This window comes from Agrobacterium sp. DKPNP3 (assembly GCF_052686535.1).
The window spans coordinates 1-22,036 of the sequence record NZ_JBQYSN010000087.1 but is presented as its reverse complement, the minus strand read 5'-3'; the positions used below and the strand labels follow the sequence as shown (position 1 = coordinate 22,036).

19 protein-coding genes, 3 pseudogenes and 1 riboswitch are annotated in these 22,036 nt (G+C 58.3%); of the genes and pseudogenes, 14 read left to right on the top strand and 8 right to left on the bottom strand.

The window, feature by feature from the left end; genetic code table 11:
• Positions 1-97: 97 nt before the first annotated feature.
• Positions 98-364: pseudogene (locus tag ACUTJJ_RS19880) on the top strand (DEAD/DEAH box helicase); the annotation flags it as partial.
• Positions 365-381: 17 nt separating this feature from the next.
• On the opposite strand, the gene ACUTJJ_RS19875 reads toward ACUTJJ_RS19880, so the two are convergent.
• Positions 382-1,614 (bottom strand): ROK family transcriptional regulator, encoded by a 1,233-nt coding sequence (locus tag ACUTJJ_RS19875; protein WP_063949314.1) that lies wholly within the window; start codon positions 1,612-1,614, stop codon positions 382-384.
• Positions 1,615-1,877: 263 nt separating this feature from the next.
• Here ACUTJJ_RS19875 and ACUTJJ_RS19870 point away from each other — a divergent pair, with 263 nt between their 5' ends.
• The 8 genes and pseudogenes from ACUTJJ_RS19870 to nrdF all read left to right on the top strand — a co-directional run bounded on the left by ACUTJJ_RS19870 (position 1,878) and on the right by nrdF (position 10,042).
• Positions 1,878-2,900 carry a sugar ABC transporter substrate-binding protein gene (locus ACUTJJ_RS19870; protein ID WP_063949315.1) on the top strand — a complete coding sequence of 341 codons (1,023 nt, stop codon included), beginning with the start codon at positions 1,878-1,880 and terminating at the stop codon, positions 2,898-2,900.
• A 202-nt stretch (positions 2,901-3,102) separates the two neighbouring features.
• The gene (locus ACUTJJ_RS19865; protein ID WP_063949316.1) at positions 3,103-4,185 is read left to right on the top strand and encodes an ABC transporter permease; all 1,083 of its coding nucleotides are present in this window, start codon (positions 3,103-3,105) and stop codon (positions 4,183-4,185) included.
• Complete coding sequence (locus ACUTJJ_RS19860) at positions 4,185-4,967, top strand: ATP-binding cassette domain-containing protein (protein ID WP_063949317.1); 783 nt, start codon at positions 4,185-4,187, stop codon at positions 4,965-4,967. The genes ACUTJJ_RS19865 and ACUTJJ_RS19860 overlap by 1 nt, the downstream gene beginning before the upstream one ends.
• Positions 4,964-5,593: a nucleoside triphosphate hydrolase gene (locus ACUTJJ_RS19855; RefSeq protein WP_144576267.1), complete on the top strand. Its 630-nt coding sequence runs from the start codon at positions 4,964-4,966 to the stop codon at positions 5,591-5,593. Before ACUTJJ_RS19860 ends, ACUTJJ_RS19855 begins: the two co-directional genes overlap by 4 nt.
• Before the next feature lie 126 nt (positions 5,594-5,719).
• A riboswitch (cobalamin riboswitch) is annotated at positions 5,720-5,943 on the top strand.
• 303 nt (positions 5,944-6,246) lie between these two features.
• Positions 6,247-6,467, top strand: a pseudogene (nrdH, locus tag ACUTJJ_RS19850) (glutaredoxin-like protein NrdH).
• A gap of 11 nt (positions 6,468-6,478) precedes the next feature.
• The gene (nrdI, locus tag ACUTJJ_RS19845) at positions 6,479-6,877 is read left to right on the top strand and encodes a class Ib ribonucleoside-diphosphate reductase assembly flavoprotein NrdI (RefSeq protein ID WP_404494397.1); all 399 of its coding nucleotides are present in this window, start codon (positions 6,479-6,481) and stop codon (positions 6,875-6,877) included.
• Positions 6,878-6,888: 11 nt separating this feature from the next.
• Positions 6,889-9,051, top strand: coding sequence for a class 1b ribonucleoside-diphosphate reductase subunit alpha (gene nrdE / locus ACUTJJ_RS19840; RefSeq protein WP_445543198.1), 2,163 nt, complete (start codon positions 6,889-6,891; stop codon positions 9,049-9,051).
• 16 nt (positions 9,052-9,067) lie between these two features.
• Positions 9,068-10,042 (top strand): class 1b ribonucleoside-diphosphate reductase subunit beta, encoded by a 975-nt coding sequence (gene nrdF, locus ACUTJJ_RS19835; RefSeq protein ID WP_445543197.1) that lies wholly within the window; start codon positions 9,068-9,070, stop codon positions 10,040-10,042.
• A 25-nt stretch (positions 10,043-10,067) separates the two neighbouring features.
• Here the strand turns inward: nrdF and ACUTJJ_RS19830 are convergent, their stop codons facing one another.
• Entirely contained in the window at positions 10,068-11,180 is a 1,113-nt protein-coding gene (locus ACUTJJ_RS19830; RefSeq protein WP_445543196.1) for an alpha/beta hydrolase, read from the bottom strand.
• A gap of 152 nt (positions 11,181-11,332) precedes the next feature.
• On the opposite strand from ACUTJJ_RS19830, the gene recF reads away from it, so the two are divergent.
• The 3 genes from recF to ACUTJJ_RS19815 are packed head-to-tail and all read left to right on the top strand — an operon-like array spanning position 11,333 to position 13,723.
• Entirely contained in the window at positions 11,333-12,460 is a 1,128-nt protein-coding gene (gene recF / locus ACUTJJ_RS19825; protein WP_445543195.1) for a DNA replication/repair protein RecF, read from the top strand.
• A 22-nt stretch (positions 12,461-12,482) separates the two neighbouring features.
• On the top strand, positions 12,483-13,250 hold the full coding sequence (locus tag ACUTJJ_RS19820) for a molybdopterin-synthase adenylyltransferase MoeB (protein ID WP_445543194.1): 768 nt from the start codon (positions 12,483-12,485) through the stop codon (positions 13,248-13,250).
• Complete coding sequence (locus ACUTJJ_RS19815) at positions 13,247-13,723, top strand: GNAT family N-acetyltransferase (protein WP_445543193.1); 477 nt, start codon at positions 13,247-13,249, stop codon at positions 13,721-13,723. Before ACUTJJ_RS19820 ends, ACUTJJ_RS19815 begins: the two co-directional genes overlap by 4 nt.
• 72 nt (positions 13,724-13,795) lie before the next feature.
• Here ACUTJJ_RS19815 and ACUTJJ_RS19810 read toward each other — a convergent pair whose 3' ends face one another.
• Positions 13,796-14,800 carry a 2-hydroxyacid dehydrogenase gene (locus tag ACUTJJ_RS19810; protein WP_404494393.1) on the bottom strand — a complete coding sequence of 335 codons (1,005 nt, stop codon included), beginning with the start codon at positions 14,798-14,800 and terminating at the stop codon, positions 13,796-13,798.
• Between the two features lie 180 nt (positions 14,801-14,980).
• Here ACUTJJ_RS19810 and ACUTJJ_RS19805 point away from each other — a divergent pair, with 180 nt between their 5' ends.
• Positions 14,981-15,514: an SH3 domain-containing protein gene (locus ACUTJJ_RS19805; RefSeq protein ID WP_063949785.1), complete on the top strand. Its 534-nt coding sequence runs from the start codon at positions 14,981-14,983 to the stop codon at positions 15,512-15,514.
• On the opposite strand, the gene ACUTJJ_RS19800 is transcribed toward ACUTJJ_RS19805, so the two are convergent.
• The gene (locus ACUTJJ_RS19800; RefSeq protein WP_445543192.1) at positions 15,507-16,499 is read right to left on the bottom strand and encodes an adenosine kinase; all 993 of its coding nucleotides are present in this window, start codon (positions 16,497-16,499) and stop codon (positions 15,507-15,509) included. The two genes, ACUTJJ_RS19805 and ACUTJJ_RS19800, sit on opposite strands and share 8 nt — an antisense overlap.
• A 458-nt stretch (positions 16,500-16,957) precedes the next feature.
• Here ACUTJJ_RS19800 and ACUTJJ_RS19795 point away from each other — a divergent pair, with 458 nt between their 5' ends.
• A complete protein-coding gene (locus ACUTJJ_RS19795) occupies positions 16,958-17,902 on the top strand; it encodes an AEC family transporter (RefSeq protein WP_445543191.1) in 945 nt (314 codons plus the stop codon).
• 5 nt (positions 17,903-17,907) lie between these two features.
• Here ACUTJJ_RS19795 and ACUTJJ_RS19790 read toward each other — a convergent pair whose 3' ends face one another.
• The 4 genes and pseudogenes from ACUTJJ_RS19790 to truB form a co-directional block, all read right to left on the bottom strand.
• Entirely contained in the window at positions 17,908-18,924 is a 1,017-nt protein-coding gene (locus ACUTJJ_RS19790) for a class I SAM-dependent methyltransferase (RefSeq protein ID WP_445543190.1), read from the bottom strand.
• Between the two features lie 75 nt (positions 18,925-18,999).
• Positions 19,000-21,147, bottom strand: coding sequence for a polyribonucleotide nucleotidyltransferase (gene pnp / locus ACUTJJ_RS19785; protein ID WP_063949330.1), 2,148 nt, complete (start codon positions 21,145-21,147; stop codon positions 19,000-19,002).
• A 279-nt stretch (positions 21,148-21,426) separates the two neighbouring features.
• Positions 21,427-21,696 (bottom strand): 30S ribosomal protein S15, encoded by a 270-nt coding sequence (rpsO, locus tag ACUTJJ_RS19780; RefSeq protein WP_003492949.1) that lies wholly within the window; start codon positions 21,694-21,696, stop codon positions 21,427-21,429.
• A 181-nt stretch (positions 21,697-21,877) separates the two neighbouring features.
• Positions 21,878-22,036: pseudogene (gene truB, locus ACUTJJ_RS19775) on the bottom strand (tRNA pseudouridine(55) synthase TruB); the annotation flags it as partial.

Below are 22,036 nucleotides of genomic sequence, written 5' to 3'. Positions count from 1 at the left end.
ATCAACGTAAAATACAAACTCCAAAAATGAAGCGCCACGCATTGCAATGAGCGCCAAAAACCGGATGATGCGACGCCCTTGAACCGCGGAAAAAGACGTGAAAGCTCAGCCATTACACATCCTCAAGACCGTCTATGGTTATGATGCATTTCGCGGACGGCAGGCAGAGATCATCGAGCATGTGATGGCGGGGAACAACGCCTTCGTGTTGATGCCAACAGGCGGCGGAAAATCGCTTTGCTATCAGATTCCGGCACTGGCGCGCGATGGTATGGGCCTGATCGTATCGCCCCTCATCGCGTTGATGGTCGATCAGGTAGCGGCTTTGCGCCAAGCGGGCATCAGAGCGGAGGCGCTCAACTCGTCCGGCAGAAGCAGCGGTCAACCCGTGGTATCCTTGAAGAGCACATTCTGATCAATGAGGTATCGAGAGAAAAGCGGCAGACTGGCGCCGCCGATCGCTCTTGCCTGGCTGCCGACCGCACCCTCGACGATTTCGGGCATCGTGACGCCCTGTAGATCGTGATGTTTCAGAGCGGCCTGGGTGGCGGCGACAATGCGCGCCCTCACCCAATCCGGAAAGCCGCCATCGATGATGACGCTGGAGAAATCGATAATGGAGGCCGCCGCGATAACAGCCTGAGCCAGTGCGGCAGCCGTCTTCCTGATCCAACTCTCAAGAGGTTCGCCGAAATCGATCCACTCATCAGGCGAGAACCAAAGCGGCCGCGGATCGATGCCTCTTTCCCGTAACATGTTTTCCAAGACGAAGATCGACGCGATTTTCAGGAGCTGGACGGTATTACCATCCTGGCCCTGGACGGGCAGCGGGCCGATTGCGCCAGCGGTTCCAGTCTTCCCGGAAAAAAGCGCCGAGTTCAGGACGACACCGCCACCGATAAAGGAGCCGATGAAGACGTAAAGAAAATCCGGATAATTCTGGCCAGCGCCAAAAACCAGCTCGGCACCGCAGGCACTCGTGGCATCGTTTTGCAGGAAGACTGGATAGCTGACGCCTTCGGCAATCTGCGATCTTATATCGACGCCGCGCCACCGCTCCATCTCAATTGGCGGCGCACCCACTTCCTGAGCCCAATTCCAAAGTTCAAATGGGGCGGCGATACCAACGCCCGCGATTCTCTCCCGTTCGAGCGGCGACAGTTGCGATTCAAGCTCAGCGATTCCGTCGATGACGAAGGGCAATATCCATTCCGGCAGGGGGTAGGGGTAGGTCCTGCGCAGCTTGAGCCTTATCCGGCCAACGAAGTCCATGAGGACAAGATCGACGCTGCGCCGACCGATCTTCACACCAAACGAAAACACGGCATCCGGGTTGAGCCGCATCGGCGTCGAAGGCTGCCCGACTTTACCGCGCAGGCGCTCACCACGAATAAGAAGGCCGTCCTTCTCAAGCGAACGCATGATGACCGAGACCGTTTGCGCCGACAGCCCACAAAGTCTTGCAATATCGGCTTTCGACAGCGCGCCATGGCGGCGGACCAGAGACAGCACCAGCCGCTCATTATAAGCGCGCACGCCAACCTGATTGGCACCGCCGCTAATATCCATGGGGGTCGGCGGCGCTGGCGGCGCCGTCTCAACAGAGTGTCTCATATGTCATCCTCCCGCCCGCACTATCTGTCGCGACCGATAGATCAGGCTTTATGGCAATCTTGCTATCGCAAACGTTAACCGACGTGGCGATTGTCCTCCCTGCCGCTGACAGAATGCCATACAGAATTAATAATTCAATCGGATTTATTTATTGACAGCCGGTTCCTTTGGTGGTTCCATCTGCGTCAACGGTCGTCGATCTCGGAGGAGACGGGATCGTCGGGTAACCGTAAAGGTACTCAAATATCCATTGGGAGGATCTCATGAAGACCACTGTTTCCGCTCTTCTGGGCGCGCTTGCGCTTGGCGTTTCTTTCGCTTCCGCTGCATCTGCCGCCGACACATCCGTTTGCCTCATCACCAAGACCGATACCAACCCCTTCTTCGTCAAGATGAAGGAAGGCGCCACCGCCAAGGCAAAGGAACTGGGCGTTACGCTGAAGGCCTATGCCGGTAAGATCGATGGCGATTCCGAAAGCCAGGTGGCAGCGATCGAAACGTGCATTGCCGACGGCGCCAAGGGTATCCTGATTACCGCTTCGGACACCAAGGGCATCGTACCTGCCGTGCAGAAGGCACGGGATGCCGGGCTTCTGGTGATCGCGCTCGATACGCCGCTTGAACCCGTCGATGCCGCCGATTCCACCTTCGCAACGGACAATCTGCTGGCTGGCGAATTGATCGGCAAATGGGCAGCCGGCACGCTTGGCGACAAGGCCAAGGATGCGAAGATCGCATTCCTCAACCTCACCCCCTCCCAGCCAACGGTCGACGTGCTTCGCAACCAGGGCTTCATGAAGGGCTTCGGCATCGACGTGAAGGACATCAACAAGATCGGCGATGAGAACGATCCCCGCATCGTCGGCCATGATGTCACCAACGGTAACGAAGAAGGTGGCCGTGCAGCGATGGAAAATCTGCTGCAGAAAGATCCGACCATCAACGTTGTCCACACCATCAACGAACCGGCAGCTGCCGGCGCCTACGAAGCGCTGAAGGCAGTCGGTCGCGAAAAGGATGTTCTGATCGTCTCGGTCGACGGCGGTTGCCCGGGCGTAAAGAATGTGGCCGAAGGCGTGATCGGTGCGACGTCGCAGCAATATCCGCTGGCCATGGCGGCACTGGGCGTCGAGGCGGTCAAGAAGTTTGCTGACACCGGTGAAAAGCCAAAGCCGACAGCTGGCAAGACCTTCTTCGACACGGGCGTGACGCTGGTGACGGACAAGCCGGTGAAGGGTCTCGACTCGATCGATACCAAGGAAGGCCTCAAGAAGTGCTGGGGCTGATGCCTCGCATCTGACGCAGGCGGGGGCTTTTTGCCCCCGCTTTCAGCCTCAAGTGAATGAGGCGTGATCCAGATGAGTGGACGCAGGGCGCGCCCCTGGGTCGACGGAGTCCGCTTCTCAACAGTTTGAATCGACACAAGGCCCGCTGCAGAACGGTTATGCTTCCAGGGCAAATGTGATGAAGCGATCGGGAGGAAAATCCATGAGCGATCAGCCAGTGCGGACCCAACCGCATAATGAATTTGAAAATGTGCTGTCCGGAAGCTCGACCCAGGTCGCCGCTTTCGATACGCACGACAAGAGCCTGCTCGAAAAATTCCAGCATTTTCTGCACTCCAGTCCTGCAGCTGTCCCGCTGATTGTTCTGGTGCTGTCGCTAATAGTGTTCGGCATCACGCTGGGCGGCAAATTTTTCTCTGCCTTTTCGCTGACGCTCATTCTTCAGCAGGTGGCCATTGTCGGTATCGTCGGTGCGGCGCAGTCGCTCGTCATCCTGACTGCCGGCATCGATCTGTCCGTCGGCGCCATCATGGTACTGTCTTCGGTCATCATGGGGCAATTCACCTTCCGCTACGGCTTGCCGGCGGAACTCTCCATTCTCTGCGGACTGGCTGTTGGGGCATTTTGCGGCTTCGTCAACGGCATCCTCGTGTCGCGCATGCGATTGCCGCCCTTCATCGTGACGCTCGGCATGTGGCAGATCGTTCTTGCCACCAACTTCCTTTACTCTGCGAATGAAACCATCCGCGCTCAGGATATTGCGCAGCAGGCACCCATCCTCCAGTTCTTCGGGAACAACCTGCGCCTCGGCAGTGCCGTCTTTACCTACGGCGTCATCGCCATGGTGCTGCTCGTTGCCCTCCTCTGGTATGTGCTGAACCGCACCGCCTGGGGCCGCCACCTCTACGCTGTTGGTGACGATCCGGATGCGGCCGAGCTTGCAGGCGTCAACGTCAAGCGCATGCTGACGACGGTTTATACGCTTTCGGGGCTCATCTGCGCCTTCGCAGGCTGGGCATTGATCGGCCGCATCGGCTCGGTATCGCCAACGGCCGGACAGTTCGCCAATATCGAATCCATCACCGCTGTCGTGATTGGCGGCCTCTCGCTCTTCGGCGGTCGCGGCTCGATCATGGGCATGCTGTTTGGCGCGCTGATTGTCGGCGTTTTCTCGCTCGGCTTGAGACTGATTGGTACGGACCCGCAATGGACCTATCTGTTGATCGGTGTCCTCATCATCCTGGCTGTTGCAATCGACCAGTGGATCAGAAAGGTAGCAGGCTGATGGCACGCGAACCCATTCTCACGGCACGCAATCTCGTCAAGCGATACGGACGCGTGACCGCACTCGACAATGCCGATTTCGATCTCTATCCCGGTGAAATTCTTGCCGTCATCGGTGATAACGGCGCTGGCAAATCCTCGCTCATCAAGGCAATCTCGGGCGCGGTGACGCCCGACGAAGGGGAGATCAGGCTCGAAGGCAAGCCGGTGCAGTTCCGCTCACCGATCGAAGCGCGAAAGGCCGGTATCGAAACCGTCTACCAGAACCTCGCACTCTCACCAGCCCTGTCGATCGCCGACAACATGTTCCTCGGCCGCGAAATCCGCAAGCCCGGCATAGCCGGCAGCCTTTTTCGTGCCCTTGACCGGCCGGCCATGGAAAAGTTCGCGCGGGACAAGCTCTCCGAACTTGGATTGATGACCATCCAGAACATCAATCAGGCGGTGGAAACGCTCTCCGGCGGCCAGCGGCAGGGTGTAGCCGTAGCACGCGCAGCCGCTTTCGGCTCGAAGGTGGTGATTCTTGACGAGCCGACAGCCGCTCTTGGCGTCAAGGAAAGCCGGCGCGTCCTTGAGCTCATCCTCGACGTCCGCGCCCGTGGATTGCCGATCGTCCTGATTTCGCACAACATGCCGCATGTGTTCGAGGTGGCGGATCGCATTCATATCCATCGGTTGGGCAAGCGCCTCTGCGTCATCAATCCGAAGGATTATTCGATGTCCGACGCAGTCGCCTTCATGACCGGCGCCAAGGAAGCGCCGAAGGAAACGCTCGCCGCATGACGTTGAAGCTCGTAACGATCGTTGAAGACGTTCTTCGACGGGCAAAGGGCCAGTCCCGTTTCATCGTTGCCATTGCCGGCCCCCCAGGGGCCGGCAAATCCACGCTGGCGGATGCCCTGTGTGATGCTCTCATCGCACGTGGCGAAACGGCCGCCGTGCTTCCCATGGACGGCTTCCATATGGATAATGGCATCCTTGAAGAGCGGGGGCTTTTGCCGCGGAAGGGTGCGCCGGAAACATTCGATGTCCGTGGCTTTCTGGATATCGTCTCTGCCGTTCGGCAGGGCGGGCAGGAAGTGCTGGTGCCGGTTTTCGATCGTTCCCGAGAAATCGCCATCGCCTCTGCCCGTGCCATCGCGCCTGAAACGCGCTTTATTCTGGCTGAGGGCAATTATCTACTGCTCAACGAAGCGCCCTGGACAAGGCTATCCGACCATTTTGATTTGAGTGTCTTTGTAGGACCTTCCGTGACCGTTCTGGAACAGAGACTGCGTGACAGATGGCTGGGCTTTGGCCTCGATGCGGCTCAGATTCACGCCAAGCTTTTCGAGAACGATCTTCCGAATGGAAAACGGGTGATTGAAAACGCCCGCCCGGCCGATATCCACATCGACATCTGGGAATAGATCGACGTTCCCCGAACATCACGTGTTTCGCGCCGTTTAGCGGCTGTCGCTCTGCAATGAATCTTTTTGATCCACAGGGGCCAGCTTTCGCGTCGTCTACTGGTTGACGGCAGGATTTCCTCATATACTATATCTAGTGTTCAAGGTTCTTCCGATTCGCAAGGGTTGGGAGCTAAGACGGGAATTCGGTGCGTTACGCCATTGAGGCGGAACAAGGCCGAAACTGCCCCCGCAACTGTAAGCGGCGAGCATCGTTCCGATTTGAGTCACTGGGGCTGAAAGCTTCGGGAAGGCCGGAATGAATGTTGTGACCCGCAAGTCAGGAGACCTGCCTTGAGCGCAAACGTCCACGGGCGGGGTGTCCGGAGGAAGGTGTATCGCGCAAATGACTTGCGTGCGCCCTTTTCTGCCCCCTCCATAACAAGCTTCGGGGTGAAGTCATGCCAGTGCATATTTTTAAGTTGCTACGCTCCTCAGCGTAGGGAGCGACTTCTGGTGCTTGAAGCGTGCCCGAAAAATCAATCTGTTTTCATTCGGATCGCACGAACTTTCAAACACCAATCATCACCTGAATGACAGAACCATCACCGTCCGGTTGCGATTGCAATCGGCAAGGCTTTGCCGCGTCCAAAATTGGCTTCGAGAGGGAAATTATGACCGTCACCGTTTACAGTAAACCCGCCTGCGTCCAATGCACCGCCACTTATCGCGCCCTCGACCGTATCGGCGTTCCCTATGAGATATTGACATTTCCGAAGATGCGGAGGCGCTCGACCACGTCCGTGGCCTCGGCTACATGCAGGTTCCCGTAGTCGTTGCCGGCGAACGCCATTGGGCGGGTTTCCGGCCGGATATGATCGGCGCGATCAGCTGAGGCGGCGGGCGATGAGCCTGATCGTCTATTATTCCAGCCGTTCTGAAAACACTCATCGTTTCCTTCTGAAACTGGGGCGGCGGTTGCTTCGCCTGCCGCTCGGCGCTGAAGAGGATGTACCGCACGTGTCGGAACCCTATGTGCTCGTCACCCCAACCTATGGCGGCGGCGGCACCAAAGGGGCAGTGCCGAAACCCGTGATCCGGTTTTTGAACGAGCCCTCCAACCGCAACCTCATCCGCGGCGTCATTGCGGCGGGAAACACCAGTTTTGGCGCTGCCTTCGCATCCGCCGGAGATATCGTCTCGCGCAAATGCGCCGTGCCGTTTCTCTATCGCTTTGAGCTTCTCGGAACGGAAGAAGACGTCGCCAACGTCAAACATGGATTGGACCGATTTTGGACACGCTGACCGCTAGCGCATTGCGCAATGATACCAAACAGCCAACAGCCGCAAGCCAGAAGCCGCTTGATGCGGGCTTGGACTACCACGCACTGAACGCGATGTTGAACCTCTATGACGAGAACGGAAAAATCCAGCTCGACAAGGATCGGCTCGCTGCCCGTCAATATTTCCTCCAGCACGTAAATCAGAATACGGTGTTTTTCCATAACCTTAGGGAAAAGCTCGATTATCTGGTGACGGAGGGCTATTACGAGCAGGCGGTGCTGGACCAGTATTCCTTCAATTTCGTGCGCGATCTCTATGATAAGGCCTATGCGCGGAAGTTTCGCTTTCCGACGTTCCTCGGTGCGTTCAAATACTACACCTCTTACACCCTGAAGACCTTCGACGGGAAACGTTATCTGGAGCGTTATGAGGACCGCGTCTGCATGGTGGCGCTGGCTCTTGCGCGGGGTGACGAGCAGCTTGCCCGCGATCTGGTCGAAGAGATCATTTCCGGCCGTTTTCAGCCGGCAACGCCAACATTTCTCAATGCTGGCAAGAAGAGCCGCGGTGAGCTGGTCTCGTGTTTCCTGCTGCGCGTGGAAGACAATATGGAAAGCATCGGCCGCTCCATCAATTCGGCGCTGCAGCTTTCTAAACGCGGTGGTGGCGTGGCGCTGTCCTTGACCAATATTCGCGAATTCGGCGCGCCGATCAAGCAGATTGAAAACCAGTCGTCCGGCGTTATTCCCGTCATGAAGCTGCTGGAAGACAGTTTTTCCTACGCCAACCAGCTTGGTGCGCGTCAGGGTGCCGGCGCGGTCTATCTGCACGCCCACCACCCGGATATCATGCGCTTCCTCGATACCAAGCGCGAAAATGCGGACGAGAAAATCCGTGTCAAGACCCTGTCGCTCGGCGTTGTCATCCCAGACATCACCTTCGAGCTCGCCCGCAACAACGAGGAAATGTATCTGTTCTCGCCCTATGATGTGGAGCGGGTCTATGGGGTGCCCTTCACCGAAATCTCGGTGACGGAAAAGTACCACGAGATGGTCGCCGACAGCCGCATCCGAAAGAAGAAGATCAAGGCGCGCGAATTTTTCCAGGTCATCGCCGAAATCCAGTTCGAGAGCGGTTATCCCTATATCATGTTCGAAGATACGGTGAATCGGGCAAATCCGATTGCCGGTCGCATCAGTATGAGCAATCTCTGCTCGGAAATCCTGCAGGTCAGCGAAGCGAGCGCATTCAATGCCGATCTCTCCTATAGCCACATGGGCAAGGATATTTCCTGCAATCTCGGTTCGTTGAATATCGCCGCGGCAATGGATTCGGCCGATTTCGGCAAGACCATTGAAACCTCCATCAGGGCACTGACGGCGGTGTCGGACGTGAGCCACATTTCCTCCGTTCCGTCTGTTGAAAAGGGCAACGACGAAAGCCATGCCATCGGACTCGGTCAGATGAACCTGCACGGTTATCTGGCGCGCGAGCGCATCTTCTATGGCTCCGAAGAAGGCATAGATTTCACCAATATCTATTTCTACACCGTGACCTATCACGCTATCCGCGCCAGCAACCGGCTGGCGATGGAGAGAGGCCAGAGCTTCAAGGGCTTCGAAAACTCCAAATATGCTTCGGGCGAATATTTCGACAAATATACCGAACGGGAATGGCTGCCGGCGACGGAAAAGGTCCGCGACTTGTTCGAAAAGGCCGGCATCGCCATTCCAACGCAGGAAGACTGGAATGTTTTGAAGGGGGAGGTCATGGCATCAGGCCTCTATAACCAGAACCTTCAGGCCGTGCCACCGACAGGCTCGATCTCCTATATCAACCACTCCACATCTTCCATCCATCCGATCGTTTCCAAGATTGAAATCCGTAAGGAGGGAAAGATTGGCCGCGTTTATTATCCGGCTTCCTATCTCTCAAATGATAATCTTGAGTATTATCAGGACGCCTACGAAATTGGACCGGAAAAGATCATCGACACCTATGCGGCAGCCACCCAGCATGTCGATCAGGGCCTGTCGCTGACGCTGTTCTTCCGTGATACGGCCACGACCCGCGATATCAATCGGGCACAGATCTATGCTTGGAAGAAGGGCATCAAGACCATCTATTACATCCGTTTGCGCCAGATGGCGCTGGAAGGCACGCAGGTTCAGGGCTGCGTTTCCTGCACGCTCTGATTAGGGGGACAAGACAATGAACATCGCCGTAAAACCCGTGTCCCGTATCCGAGCGGTCAACTGGAACCGCATCGAAGACGACAAGGACCTCGAAGTCTGGAACCGCCTGACCTCGAACTTTTGGCTGCCGGAAAAGGTGCCGCTTTCCAACGATATTCCTTCCTGGGGAACGCTGAAACCGGAAGAACAGAAACTGACGATCCGTGTCTTCACCGGCCTGACATTGCTCGACACCATTCAGAATGGTGTCGGCGCGGTGCGCCTGATGGCGGACTCCGCAACACCGCATGAGGAGGCGGTGCTTTCGAACATCTCCTTCATGGAGGCCGTGCATGCTCGCTCGTATTCTTCGATCTTCTCGACCCTCTGCTCCACGCCTGACGTCGATGATGCCTATCGCTGGTCGGAGGAAAACGAGTTCCTGCAGCGCAAATCCGGGCTCATCATGCGAGAATATGACAGCGGCGATCCACTGAAGAAGAAGATCGCCAGCGTGTTTCTGGAGAGCTTCCTGTTCTATTCCGGCTTCTACCTGCCGATGTTCTGGTCAAGCCGCGCAAAGCTTACCAACACGGCGGACTTGATCCGCCTCATCATCCGCGATGAGGCCGTGCACGGCTATTATATCGGCTACAAGTTCCAAAGGGCGGTAGACCGCCTTAATGAAAACGAAAGGCAGGAGATCAAGGATTTCGCCTTTGACCTGCTTCTCGAGCTTTACGACAACGAGGCGAAATATACCGAGGACCTCTATGATGGCGTCGGCCTGACCGAAGACGTCAAGCAGTTCCTGCACTACAACGCCAATAAGGCCCTCATGAATCTGGGTTACGAGGCACTGTTTCCCGCCGAGGCTTGCCGGGTCAATCCGGCGATCCTTTCAGCGCTCTCGCCCAATGCAGATGAGAACCACGACTTCTTTTCGGGGTCCGGTTCGTCATACGTCATCGGCAAGGCGGTCGCGACCGAGGACGAAGACTGGGACTTCTGAACCCTTTGGGCAAACCGCGGTAAATTCACTGCGGGTTCACCACCTGGCTGGCAAGCCGAAAGGGGCTGGACACGGTTGCGCCGATAGCATCGAACACGAAAGCGCCCGCGCGACCGATGCCGTTTTGTCCATTGCCGTTGCGGCTTGACTCCAGCTGCGGCACGAGCGCCGCCAAGGCGGCGTAGCGGTCGTGATTGAGCGGGTCTGAGGCTTTCAGTTTGGAGATATCAACGAACTGAACGCCTTCTTTCAGGGCGGCTTCCTGTACCTTGGGATCCGTAACGTCAAGTGCGCCGATTCGCGTCACGTCTGCGCCGAGTATGGAAGAGGCTTTGAGAGCACGGTCATCCTTGGAGACCAGAACGGTAAGCGGCGGGTTGAGCCGGCCAACCACCTCGATCTGTGTGCGGAAGACATCGGCATCGATATCGGGTGCGGCAAGCACTACCTGCAGCTTGGCGATAACGTCGTTTCGTCCCTCGAAACGCAACTGGCGCAGCGCTTCCATGACCAGCCAGCCACCCATGCTGTGACCAAAAACGACGATGTTCTTGCGCGGAGAACGGCGTGTGAGATCCGTTAGGAGATTGGCAAGCGCATCGCGGGAATAGGTCGCCGATTCCTTGTCGGCAACGTAGCCCGCGACATTCGCCTGTGACGGCCAAGAGAAGACCAGCGGCACGCCATCCATATTGGCATCGGCTGCCATCTGCGCTGCCCGGAAAAGCGCTTCCTGATAGCTGTAATTATAGCCATGCACGAAAAGCGCGATCTGCTTGCCGGAGCGGGTGATATCTCCGAGGTCATCGTTGAAACGAGCCTTGCTCAACATCTGCGCCTGCGTGACGACAAAATCTTTCTTCGCGTCGGGTTTTCCGGTCGACCACTCAATTTTTCCGCTCTTGTGGGTGGGCGGTATCGAAATGTCGAAGCGGGCATAATTCGGTTCGGCCGCTCTCAGCGCACTGAAGCCCTTTTTGGCCTCTTCGCTTTTTTCGCGCGTGCTTGCCACATAGGCGGTCACGATTTTAGCATCCTTCGCTCTGGTGTCGACCGCTTGCAGAACGTCCGCTCCCGGCCGTCCGGCGCAGGAGGAAAGGAGGCCGAGCATGATGAAAAGAGACAGAAGGAGACGCATGGAAGGGTTACCGGTGATAACGAACCGGCTATAAATAGCCGCCCGCTAAAAAAGTTGCCACTACTGAATAATTTGCATGGTTTCGGCGCTTGGCAATAAACATGGACAAGAGCCGCCTTGCCATCGGGGCAGCTTCGTTTTAGGCCGTAACCATGACGAACAAGGTCTCGCTTTCCCGCCTGAAACTCACGGACTTCCGCAATTATGCGGCGGCATCGCTTTCCCTGGATGACCGCCATGTGGTGCTGACCGGCGACAATGGGTCCGGCAAGACCAACCTTCTGGAGGCGGTGTCGTTTCTGTCGCCCGGACGCGGACTTCGCCGCGCAGTCCTGTCCGACGTCACCCGCGTGGGTGCAGAGGCAAACGGGTTTTCGATCTTTGCCGATGTCGAGGGCATGGATGGCGAGGTCGCAATCGGCACGGGAATTGAAGGCGATGGAGAGGTGGTGTCGCGCCGGCTGAGGCTGAACGGCACGCCCGTCAAATCCGTCGATGAATTGACCGATCATCTGCGCGTCCTGTGGCTCACCCCTGCCATGGACGGCCTTTTTACCGGCTCATCGTCTGACCGCCGGCGTTTCCTTGACAGGCTCGTGCTGTCGCTTGATCCCGCCCATGGCCGACGCGCCAGCGATTTCGACAAAGCGATGCGTGGGCGTAACAGGCTGCTTTCCGAAGGCCGCTTTGACCCGGTCTGGCTCGACGGTATCGAAAAGCAGATGGCCGAACTCGGCATCTCCATGGCGGTTGCCCGTTATGAGATGCTCGGTCTGCTCCGGAGTCTGATCGAACGGCGAACGGGCGATGCGGCCTTCCCGTCTGCGACGCTGTCGCTTTCCGGCTTTATGGATGATGGCCTCAACCGCCCCGCCGTCGATCTGGAAGACGAATATGGCTTGATGCTGCGTGAAGGTCGCTACCGGGACGCAGCCGCCGGGCGCACGCTTGATGGGCCGCACCGTGTCGATCTCTTCGTGCGCCACGCGGAAAAGGATATGGAGGCCGAACGCTGTTCGACCGGGGAGCAGAAGGCGCTGCTGGTTGGGCTGGTGCTCGCGCATGCGCAGCTGACAGCCAATATGACCGGTTATGCGCCGGTTCTGCTGCTGGACGAGATTGCCGCTCATCTGGACGAGGGCAGGCGGGCGGCCCTGTTCGATCTCATCCACGCGCTGGGGGGACAGAGTTTCATGACTGGAACGGATGCGGCCATGTTCTCCGCCCTTGGCGAGCGGGCGCAATTCTTCAATGTATCCCACGGGAGCATCACCGCATGAACGCAAAGAGAGGGAGTGCGACATGGACCCGCTGAGCCCGGAAGAAATCGAACGCTACAAACGCCACATCCTGCTGCCGGAGATCGGCGGCGCAGGCCAGCAAAGGCTGAAGGGCGCGCGCGTCCTGGTCATCGGGGCGGGTGGTCTAGGGGCGCCCGTCCTTCATTATCTCGCGGCCGCCGGCGTCGGCACACTCGGCATGATCGACGATGACGTCGTGTCTCTCTCGAATCTTCAGCGCCAGGTGATCCATGATAGCGGAACGATTGGCGAGCAGAAGACGGAAAGTGCGCGCAAGGCCATCGCACGCCTAAATCCGCATGTGCGTACCATCGTCTTTGAAGATCGTTTTTCGCAGGTCTGGGCGCACGATCATTTGCAATCCTTCGATCTCCTGATCGACGGATCGGACAATTTCGACACGCGATATTCTGCAGCCGACGCGGCAGAAATGGCAAGAAGGCCGCTGGTGACCGGCGCGGTCGGGCGTTTTGATGGCTCCGTGACGGTACTGAAGCCCTATGAGACAAATGACGAAGGCGCCTTGCTGCCCGGCTATCGTGACCTGTTTCCTGAGCCGCCGCCGCAAGGTCTTATTCCAAATTGTGCGGAAACAGGGATTGTCGGTGCGCTGACGGGCGTTGTCGGCACGCTGATGGCCATGGAGGCGATAAAGCTGATCACCGGTGCCGGCGAACCGCTGATTGGGCGTCTGCTCCTTTATGACGCCCTGTCGGCACGTTTCGAAACGGTGCGATACAAGCGGCGGCAGGGAACAAAGAAAACATGATGGAGATCAAAAGAATCGGTGACGACTTCGGCCGCTGGCATGAATTGCTGGCGCTTATCATGACGTCCTTCGCTTACATGGATGGCGTCATCGACCCGCCATCTTCAGCCCATCGCCTGACGCCTGATAATCTTGCTGAAAAGGCAAGGGCGGAGGTTGCTTTCGTGGCTTTGGACGGGAATGAGTTACTAGGTTGCCTTTTCTGCAGGCCGGAGCCACCCGCTTGCCTTTATGTCGGCAAGCTGTGCGTTTCCCCGAGCGCACAGGGAAAAGGCATCGGTAAAATGTTGCTGGCGCAAGCCGAGACCTTGGCCCGTGAACTGGCATTGCCGGCGCTACGGCTGGAAACCCGGATCGAGCTTGTCGCCAATCATGCAAAGTTTGGGGACTGGGGTTTCGTCAAGACGGCAGAAAACGCCCATGCGGGATATGATCGCACGACCTCGATCGAGATGACGAAGATCCTCGGCTGAAGCGACTTTTCGATGAGCGTGGTCAGGCAAGAGCCGTGAGGGCTGTTAAATGAGCCCTTTCTGTTTCAGGGCCTAGCTGCGGCCGGGCAACACCCGGTTCGGCGGACGGTGGCCATCGAACAGCGTGCGGATATTGATGATGACCTTGTCGCCCATCTCGATGCGGCCTTCGATTGTCGCGGAACCCATATGTGGAAGCAGTACGACCTTGCCTTCCTTGGCAAGCTTGATGAGCTTGGGGTTCACCGCAGGCTCATTCTCGTAAACATCCAGCCCAGCGCCGGCGATCTTGCCCTCGCGCAGGCATTGGATCATCGCTGCTTCATCGATGATATCACCGCGTGCCGTATTGACGATGTAGCTCGTCGGCTGCATCAGCGCGAGCCGCCGTGCCGAAATCAGGTGATAGGTCGCCGGCGTCGAAGGGCAGTTGACGGACACGATATCCACGCGCGCCAGCATCTGGTCGAGGCTGTCCCAGTAGGTCGCCTCAAGCTCCGCCTCGGTGGCCGGATTGACGCGTTTGCGGTTGTGATAGTGAATGGAAAGCCCGAAAGCCTTGGCGCGCCGCGCCACCGCCGTGCCGATGCGGCCCATCCCGACAATACCGATACGCTTGCCGGAAATACGCCGCCCCAGCATCCACGTCGGTGACCAGCCGAGCCATTCGTCTGCGCCATTGGCAAGCACGCGTGTGCCCTCGATCAAGCGGCGCGGTACGGCGAGCACAAGGGCCATCGTAATATCGGCGCTGTCCTCGGTCAGCACATTGGGCGTGTTGGTCACAGTGATGCCCTTACGGGCTGCGGCGTCCACGTCCACGTGGTCGATGCCGTTGGAGAAGCTGGCGATCAGCTTCAGCTGCGGCCCAGCCTGCTCGATCATCGCAGCGGTGACACGGTCGGTAACCGTCGGCACGAGCACGTCTACCCGCTGCATGGCGGCGACCAGTTCTTCCTCACTGCGCGGGGTGTCGTCAATATTGAGTTCCGCGTCGAACAGTTCGCGCATTCTGGTTTCGACGACATCAGGCAATTTGCGGGTGATATAGACTGTCGGTCTCTTCTTGTGGGTCATCGTTTGCCGCTGCCTTGTTCAGAAGTCATTAACCAGAAAGAGCGATAATTTCTTTCAATCAGGGCGTTTCTACCAGACCCAACGGCGAAGACAAATAAAACTCGCCGCATCTTGAGGCATGGGGAAACACGCCCCCTTGGATATCATCCGATTTGCAGAAGGCGGGAAACGGAAATGGGCATGCGCAGTGTGGTATCTATCGTTTGCATTGCATTGTCTCTGGGCTTGTCCGGTGTGGCAGGCCAGGCCGTTGCCCAAGGCGCGGCTAAGGGCGCGAGCGGCTTGCCTCTGCCGCGTTTTGTCAGCCTGAAATCCAAACGCGTCAACATGCGCATCGGACCGAGCACGGATTATGCCGTGTCCTGGATGTACATGAAATCGGGCATGCCGGTCGAAATTATCCAGGAATATGAGAACTGGCGCCGCATTCGCGATGCTGACGGCACTGAGGGCTGGGTCAATCAGGCGCTGCTGTCGGGAGAGCGCACGGCTGTTGCTGCCCCATGGATGCGCGGTAAGGGCAAGGAAGTCTATGTCAACATGCGCCGCGAAGCGCAGTCCGGCGCTGCCGTCGTAGCACGGCTTGAGCCGGGTGTGGTCTTCCGGATCGGCGAATGCAACGGTGACTGGTGCCGCGCCGAGGCCGGTCAGGCCTCGGGCTGGGTGTCACAGGGCGAAATCTGGGGTGCTTATCCCGGTGAAGCCTTCAAATAAGGCCGTGCTTCTCGCCAAGCGCCTTCAGCGATGACATGGGGCGCGGCCCGACCTGCTGGATGACGGCGGCAGCCGCAAGGCAGCCAAGCTTGCCGCAATCTTCCAGTGACCTGTCCTGGGTGTAGCCGAACAGGAAACCGGCGGCGAAAAGATCGCCCGCACCCGTCGTGTCGACCACGTCATGTACCGGATAGGCTTCCACCTTCACGCGCTCAGTGCCGTGCAGGATAACCGCACCTTCCTCGCTCATCGTCACCGCCGCGATCTTGCAGTCGGCGGCGATCCTGGTCAGCGCAAGCTCGAAGTCGTCGGTTTCGTAAAGGGAAAGCGCTTCCTGCTTGTTGGCGAAAACGATGTCCACTGTGCCGGAGCGCATCAGATCGAGAAACTCGTCACGGTAACGGCCGACGCAGAAACTGTCGGAAAGCGTCATGGAAACTTCGCGGCCGTTTTCATGTGCAATACGGGCACATTCGCGGATCGCGTCCTTGGCGCGTGGCGGATCCCACAGGTAACCTTCGAAATAGGTGACCTTGGTCTGCGCCACCACATCATCTTCAACATCTTCCGGGCCGAGATCGACGCAGGCGCCGAGATAGGTATTCATCGAGCGTTCGCCGTCTTCGGTCACGAAGATCATCGAACGCGCGGTCGGCGGGAATGTGCCTTCCGGCTTGGTTTCGAAATAAACGCCCTGGGCGCGGATATCGTGCTGGAAGATTTCGCCAAGCTGATCTTCCGCCACCTTGCCAAAATAGGCAGCCCTGCCGCCAAAATTCGCCACACCTGCCGCCGTATTGCCGGCGCTGCCGCCGGAGGCTTCGAGTGCCGGCCCCATCAGCGAATAAAGCAACTCCGCGCGCTCCGCGTCGATGAGGTTCATCGCACCTTTGGTAATCGCATTGTCGTTGAGAAACGTGTCATCGCAGCGGGAAATGATGTCGACGATGGCATTGCCGACAGTCAGTACGTCGAATTTCGTCATGGGCCCTATCCGGTTCGCACGAGGCGTTGTTTCTGATGGTCTTAAACATTTCTCGCGGCAAGAAAAGCCCAAAGGATGCCATGCCGCTTGAGGAGCTGGCCAGAACCGTCATCTTCCCGTCACGTGAGTGAGCTATCTGTTCCTTGAGAGCACCGGTGAGGAACTCTTGCCGGCATGGAAGGCATGAAGGTCTTCTGGCTCGACCGTTATCTCCGCCACGGATGTACTGGCGGTCCATAACGGACAAAAGGCGGGGGCGACCCCGCTTTTTCTTTTATGCCATGCCTCCTCTCTCGATTTCGGCGGGCATGCCGCTCACTTCGAAGGCAACAGGCATGCCATCCATCACGCGTGCCGTTCAGCTAGAAGCAAGACGCTCATATTTCCTGATTCCATTCCGGCCGAAAAGGCTCTAAAGCGGAGTGTCTCCCCGCAGAAGCCGCGAAAGCTTTTCCTTCATGTCTGCCGTTGCCGCGAATGTTGCCCCCATCTTTATTCTCATCCTGATTGGGTGGCTCACCGTTAAGGCCGGATTGTTCAGGGCGGATGCGGGCGATATTCTCAGCGACTTCGTGTTCAAGATCGCAGTACCGACGCTGATCTTTCGCACCTTGGCGGAGGCGAATTTTCACGGGGCATCACCGTTCCTGCTCTGGATCACCTATTTCGCCGGCGTGGCCATTACCTGGACGGCCGGGCATATCGTCACCCGTTACGTATTCAGGCAGGATGGGCGCATTGCCGTGATTGCCGGCATTTCATCGGCCTTCGCCAACAATATCTTCATCGGCCTGCCGCTGGTCGGTCGTTCTGTCGGTGATGAGGGGCTGGTTGCCCTGTCAATCCTGCTCGCTATCCATCTGCCTGTGATGATGATTGCAGGGACAATCCTGATGGAGAACGCCACGCATAAGGCCGTCGGCGGCGAAAAGCGCAGCGTGCCTGCTGTCTTCAAACAGGTCGGCCGCAACCTCGTGACCAATCCGCTGGTCATCGGCCTTGCCATCGGCCTCTCGACCAATGTCTCCGGCGTGCCCTTGACGCCCATTCTCAAAACCGTGGTTGATCAGGTCGCGTCCATGGCCGGGCCGGCAGCGCTCATCTCGCTTGGCATGGCCCTGACAAAATATACCATCCGCGGCAATATGGGCATCGCCGTCACCATGACCGTTTTCAAGCTGTTGCTGTTGCCCGCCTGTGTCTGGACCATCGGCCATGCGCTTGGCCTTAGCCACGAATGGACGGCAGCGCTGGTGCTCACCTCATCGGTACCGACGGGTGTAAATGCCTGGCTGATCGCCAACCGGTTCGGTATCGGCCACAGTGTCGCGGCCTCCACGATCAGCATCTCCACAGCGACCGGCGTTCTGTCCGTGTCGCTATGGGCCTGGCTGCTGAGCTGATTTGATTACTTCTGGGCGCTCAGAATCTTGAAGCGGGCGTTGCGGCACACTTCGGCAGTCGTGCGGAATTCGGCGGCCAGAACCGGCTCATAGGGCAGGCCGCGATTGGCGACCATCAGCAGCTTGCCGCCGCTGCGCAGCGCCCCTGCTGCGGCCTTGATGAAGGCTTGGCCAAGCGCCGGTTCCGCCGCCTGTCCGGCTGCATGGAAAGGCGGATTCATGATAATGAGATCGTATTTCTCCTTCGGCGGCTCATTGGCCAAATCCTGCCAGAAGAAGCGTGTCGTCAGCCGCGGATTGTTCTCGAGAAGATTGGTCTTGGCGTATTCCAGCGCGTTCCAGTCGGCTTCGAACAGATCGATGCGCGCCGTGCGCGGCGACTTCTCGGCCAGCATGATGGAAAGATAGCCCCAGCCAGCACCGAAATCGGCTGCATTGCCGTCAAAATCAGTCGGCAGACGCGATGCGAGCAGCTCCGAGCCATCATCCACGCGGTCATGGGAAAACATGCCGGGCAGGGCGGTGAAGCGACCTTCCACCGTCACCGGCTTCTGCGCGAGTTTTGCCACAATGGCGGAGGCATCTTCCGGGCGCCTGAACCAGAGGGCAACGCCATGATATTTCGGCGTCGATTCCGCTTCGATGCCGAGTTTTGCCAGCGTCTTGCGCAACGTGACGATGCCGTCCTCCTTGGAGCCGGCTGCAACGATCAGCCCGCCGGCCTTCACGCGTGACAATGCTTCGGCGACGCGATTTTCGTTCTCACCGCGATGTTTGCCACACAGCAGCAATGCCGCATCGTAATCCTCACCGGAAATATCCGGCGCGACATCACCGCCCTGCGCCTGAAGGGCGCGATAGAGCGGGCGAAGATGCTGAACCGCGACGATCTCCGCATTGAAGCCCTCAAGCCGCGGACCCGCCTCCGCTCCCAGAAACAGAACGCGTTCGCCCTCTTTCGGCATGTCGAGCATTTCTGCAGCAAAAGGGTGGAACAGGGTTTTAACAGCGTCGCGGCTCATGGGAGCGTCCTCAAGATGAAATAGAAAAAAGGCGCGGGCAAAACCCGCGCCTCAATAGGGTCTGGTGGCGCGGCCTTATTCGGCAGCGGCTTCACCGTCTTCCTTCTTCTTGTCGGCAACGATTTCCTTGCCGCTTTCCTGGTCGACAACCTTCATGGACAGGCGAACCTTGCCACGCTCGTCGAAGCCCATCAGCTTGACCCAGACCTTGTCGCCTTCCTTGACGACGTCGGAAGTCTTGGCAACGCGCTCGGAAGCGAGCTGCGAAATGTGGACGAGGCCGTCACGGGCGCCGAAGAAGTTGACGAAAGCGCCGAAGTCGGCGGTCTTGACAACCGTGCCTTCGTAGATCGCACCGACTTCCGGTTCCGCAACGATGGAGTGAATCCACTTACGAGCCGCTTCGATTTCCTTGCCGGAAGAAGAAGCGATCTTGACGGTGCCGTCGTCCTCGATGTTGATCTTCGCACCCGTCTTTTCGACGATTTCGCGAATGACCTTGCCGCCGGAGCCGATGACTTCACGGATCTTGTCGACCGGGATGTTCATCACTTCGATGCGCGGCGCAAATTCGCCGAGCTGGCCACGGCTCTCGGTGATGGCATTGGCCATTTCGCCGAGAATGTGCTTGCGGCCACCCTGTGCCTGCTCCAGAGCGATCTTCATGATCTCTTCGGTGATACCGGCGATCTTGATGTCCATCTGCAGCGAGGTAATGCCGTCGGCGGTACCTGCAACCTTGAAGTCCATGTCGCCGAGGTGGTCTTCGTCACCGAGAATGTCGGAGAGAACCGCGAAACGGTCACCTTCGAGGATCAGGCCCATGGCGATGCCCGCAACCGGCTTGGCAAGCGGAACACCTGCGTCCATCAGTGCCAGCGAGGTGCCGCAAACCGTTGCCATCGACGATGAGCCGTTGGATTCGGTGATTTCGGAAACGACGCGCAGCGTGTAGGGGAACTGTTCGGCAGTCGGCAGCATCGGACGGATCGCGCGCCATGCGAGCTTACCGTGGCCGATTTCGCGACGGCCCGGGGAACCCATGCGGCCAGTTTCGCCGACCGAGTAGGGCGGGAAGTTGTAATGCAGCAGGAAGCGTTCCTTGTACATGCCGGTGAGGCTGTCGACATACTGTTCGTCTTCGCCGGTGCCGAGGGTAGCAACAACGATCGCCTGGGTCTCACCGCGGGTGAAGAGAGCCGAGCCGTGGGTGCGGGGCAGAATGCCGACTTCGGAAACGATAGGGCGAACGGTCGACAGGTCACGGCCGTCGATGCGGCTCTTGGTGTCGAGAACGTTCCAGCGAACGATCTTGGCCTGAAGGTGCTTGAAGACGGCGCCGATTTCTTCCGGCGTGTACTTGGCTTCGCCTTCTTCCGGCAGGAAGTGCGCCTTCACCTTCGCCTTGACGGCGTCGACGGCGGCGTAGCGGGAGGCCTTCTCGGTGATTTTGTAAGCGTCGCGCAGTTCAGCTTCCGCAAGGGCGAGCATCTCGTTTTCGAGCGCGGAAAAATCTTCCGGTTCGAACTCGCGCGGCTCCTTGGCGGCAACTTCAGCGAGCTTGATGATAGCGTCGATAACCGGCTGGAAACCGCGGTGACCGAACATGACCGCGCCGAGCATGACGTCTTCGTTCAGTTCCTTGGCTTCCGATTCCACCATCAGGACGGCGTCCTGCGTGCCGGCGACGACGAGGTCCAGAACCGATTCATCCATCTCGTCAAGATGCGGGTTCAGAACGTATTCTCCGTTGATGTAGCCAACGCGTGCGCCGCCAACCGGGCCCATGAAGGGAACGCCGGAAAGCGTCAGCGCCGCGGATGTGGCGATCATGGAGAGAATGTCAGGGTTGTTTTCCAGATCGTGCTGGATAACGGTGACGACAACCTGCGTGTCGTTCTTGTAGCCTTCAGGGAAGAGCGGACGGATCGGGCGGTCGATCAGGCGCGAAACCAGCGTTTCGTTTTCGCTCGGACGTCCCTCGCGCTTGAAGTAACCGCCGGGGATCTTGCCGGCTGCGTAGGTCTTCTCCTGATAGTTGACGGTCAGCGGGAAGAAATCCTGGCCCGGCTTCGGAGACTTTGCGGAAACCACAGTCGCGAGAACCATGGTCTCGCCGTAGGTTGCGATGACGGCGCCATCAGCCTGACGGGCGACCTTGCCGGTCTCGAGCTTCAGCGGGCGGCCTGCCCATTCGATTTCCACGGAGTGTTGATTGAACATATCTTGTCCTTGGTTGTGGCTGCCGCTCCGGCATCGTGCCGGCGGTGGCAGCGCAGTGACTCAATCACGGGCAAGACAGCGGGAGGCTTTCGACAAGCAAGCATCCGGCAATCCTGCCCCATGACAGGTCTGCGGTTGAAAAAGGCGGCGCCGGCCCATCCGGATCGCCCTTATCGTCCGGGGGCCACATCAGCGGCAAACGCCCGGAAATTTATGCGGCCTCAAAAGACCGGATACAAAAACCGGCGGGCATCGTTGCGAAACCCGCCGGAGAAGTTATTAGCGGCGAATGCCGAGAGCACCGATCAGCTTGGAGTAACGGGCTTCGTCCTTCTTCTTCAGATAATCGAGAAGCGAACGACGGCTCGAAACCAGCGTCAGAAGGCCACGACGGGAGTGGTTGTCCTTCTTGTGGTCCTTGAAGTGACCGGTCAGGTTGTTGATCCGCTCGGTAAGGATAGCGACCTGAACTTCCGGCGAACCGGTGTCGCCTTCCTTCGTTGCATATTCCTTGATGAGGGCGGCTTTACGCTCTGCAGTAATCGACATCGGACGATCCTTTCAGTTTTAAGGAAAACGGGACGCCTAGAGCCGGGATGTCGTCCAGCTCTGGCCATGAAAAGCAAAGGCAAAGCCCAAGCTGGCGCTGCCTATAAACTATTCCGGGTGCAATGGAAAGAGGCGATTGACAGCGCTCCGCCACGCGTCGGCAAACGCGCGGCGGTCCGACTCAGCCGAAAACCCTCTTCGGGCGAAACTCGCCTTCGCCGATTTCGCCAATGGCGACCAGCTTGCCATGTGCCGTTGCGTAGGCTTCCGGATGGTTGGCAGGCGCATCGCGCCCGCGCAGCAGGATAGGGTTGCCCATCTTTAACCGGTGCGCCTGGTC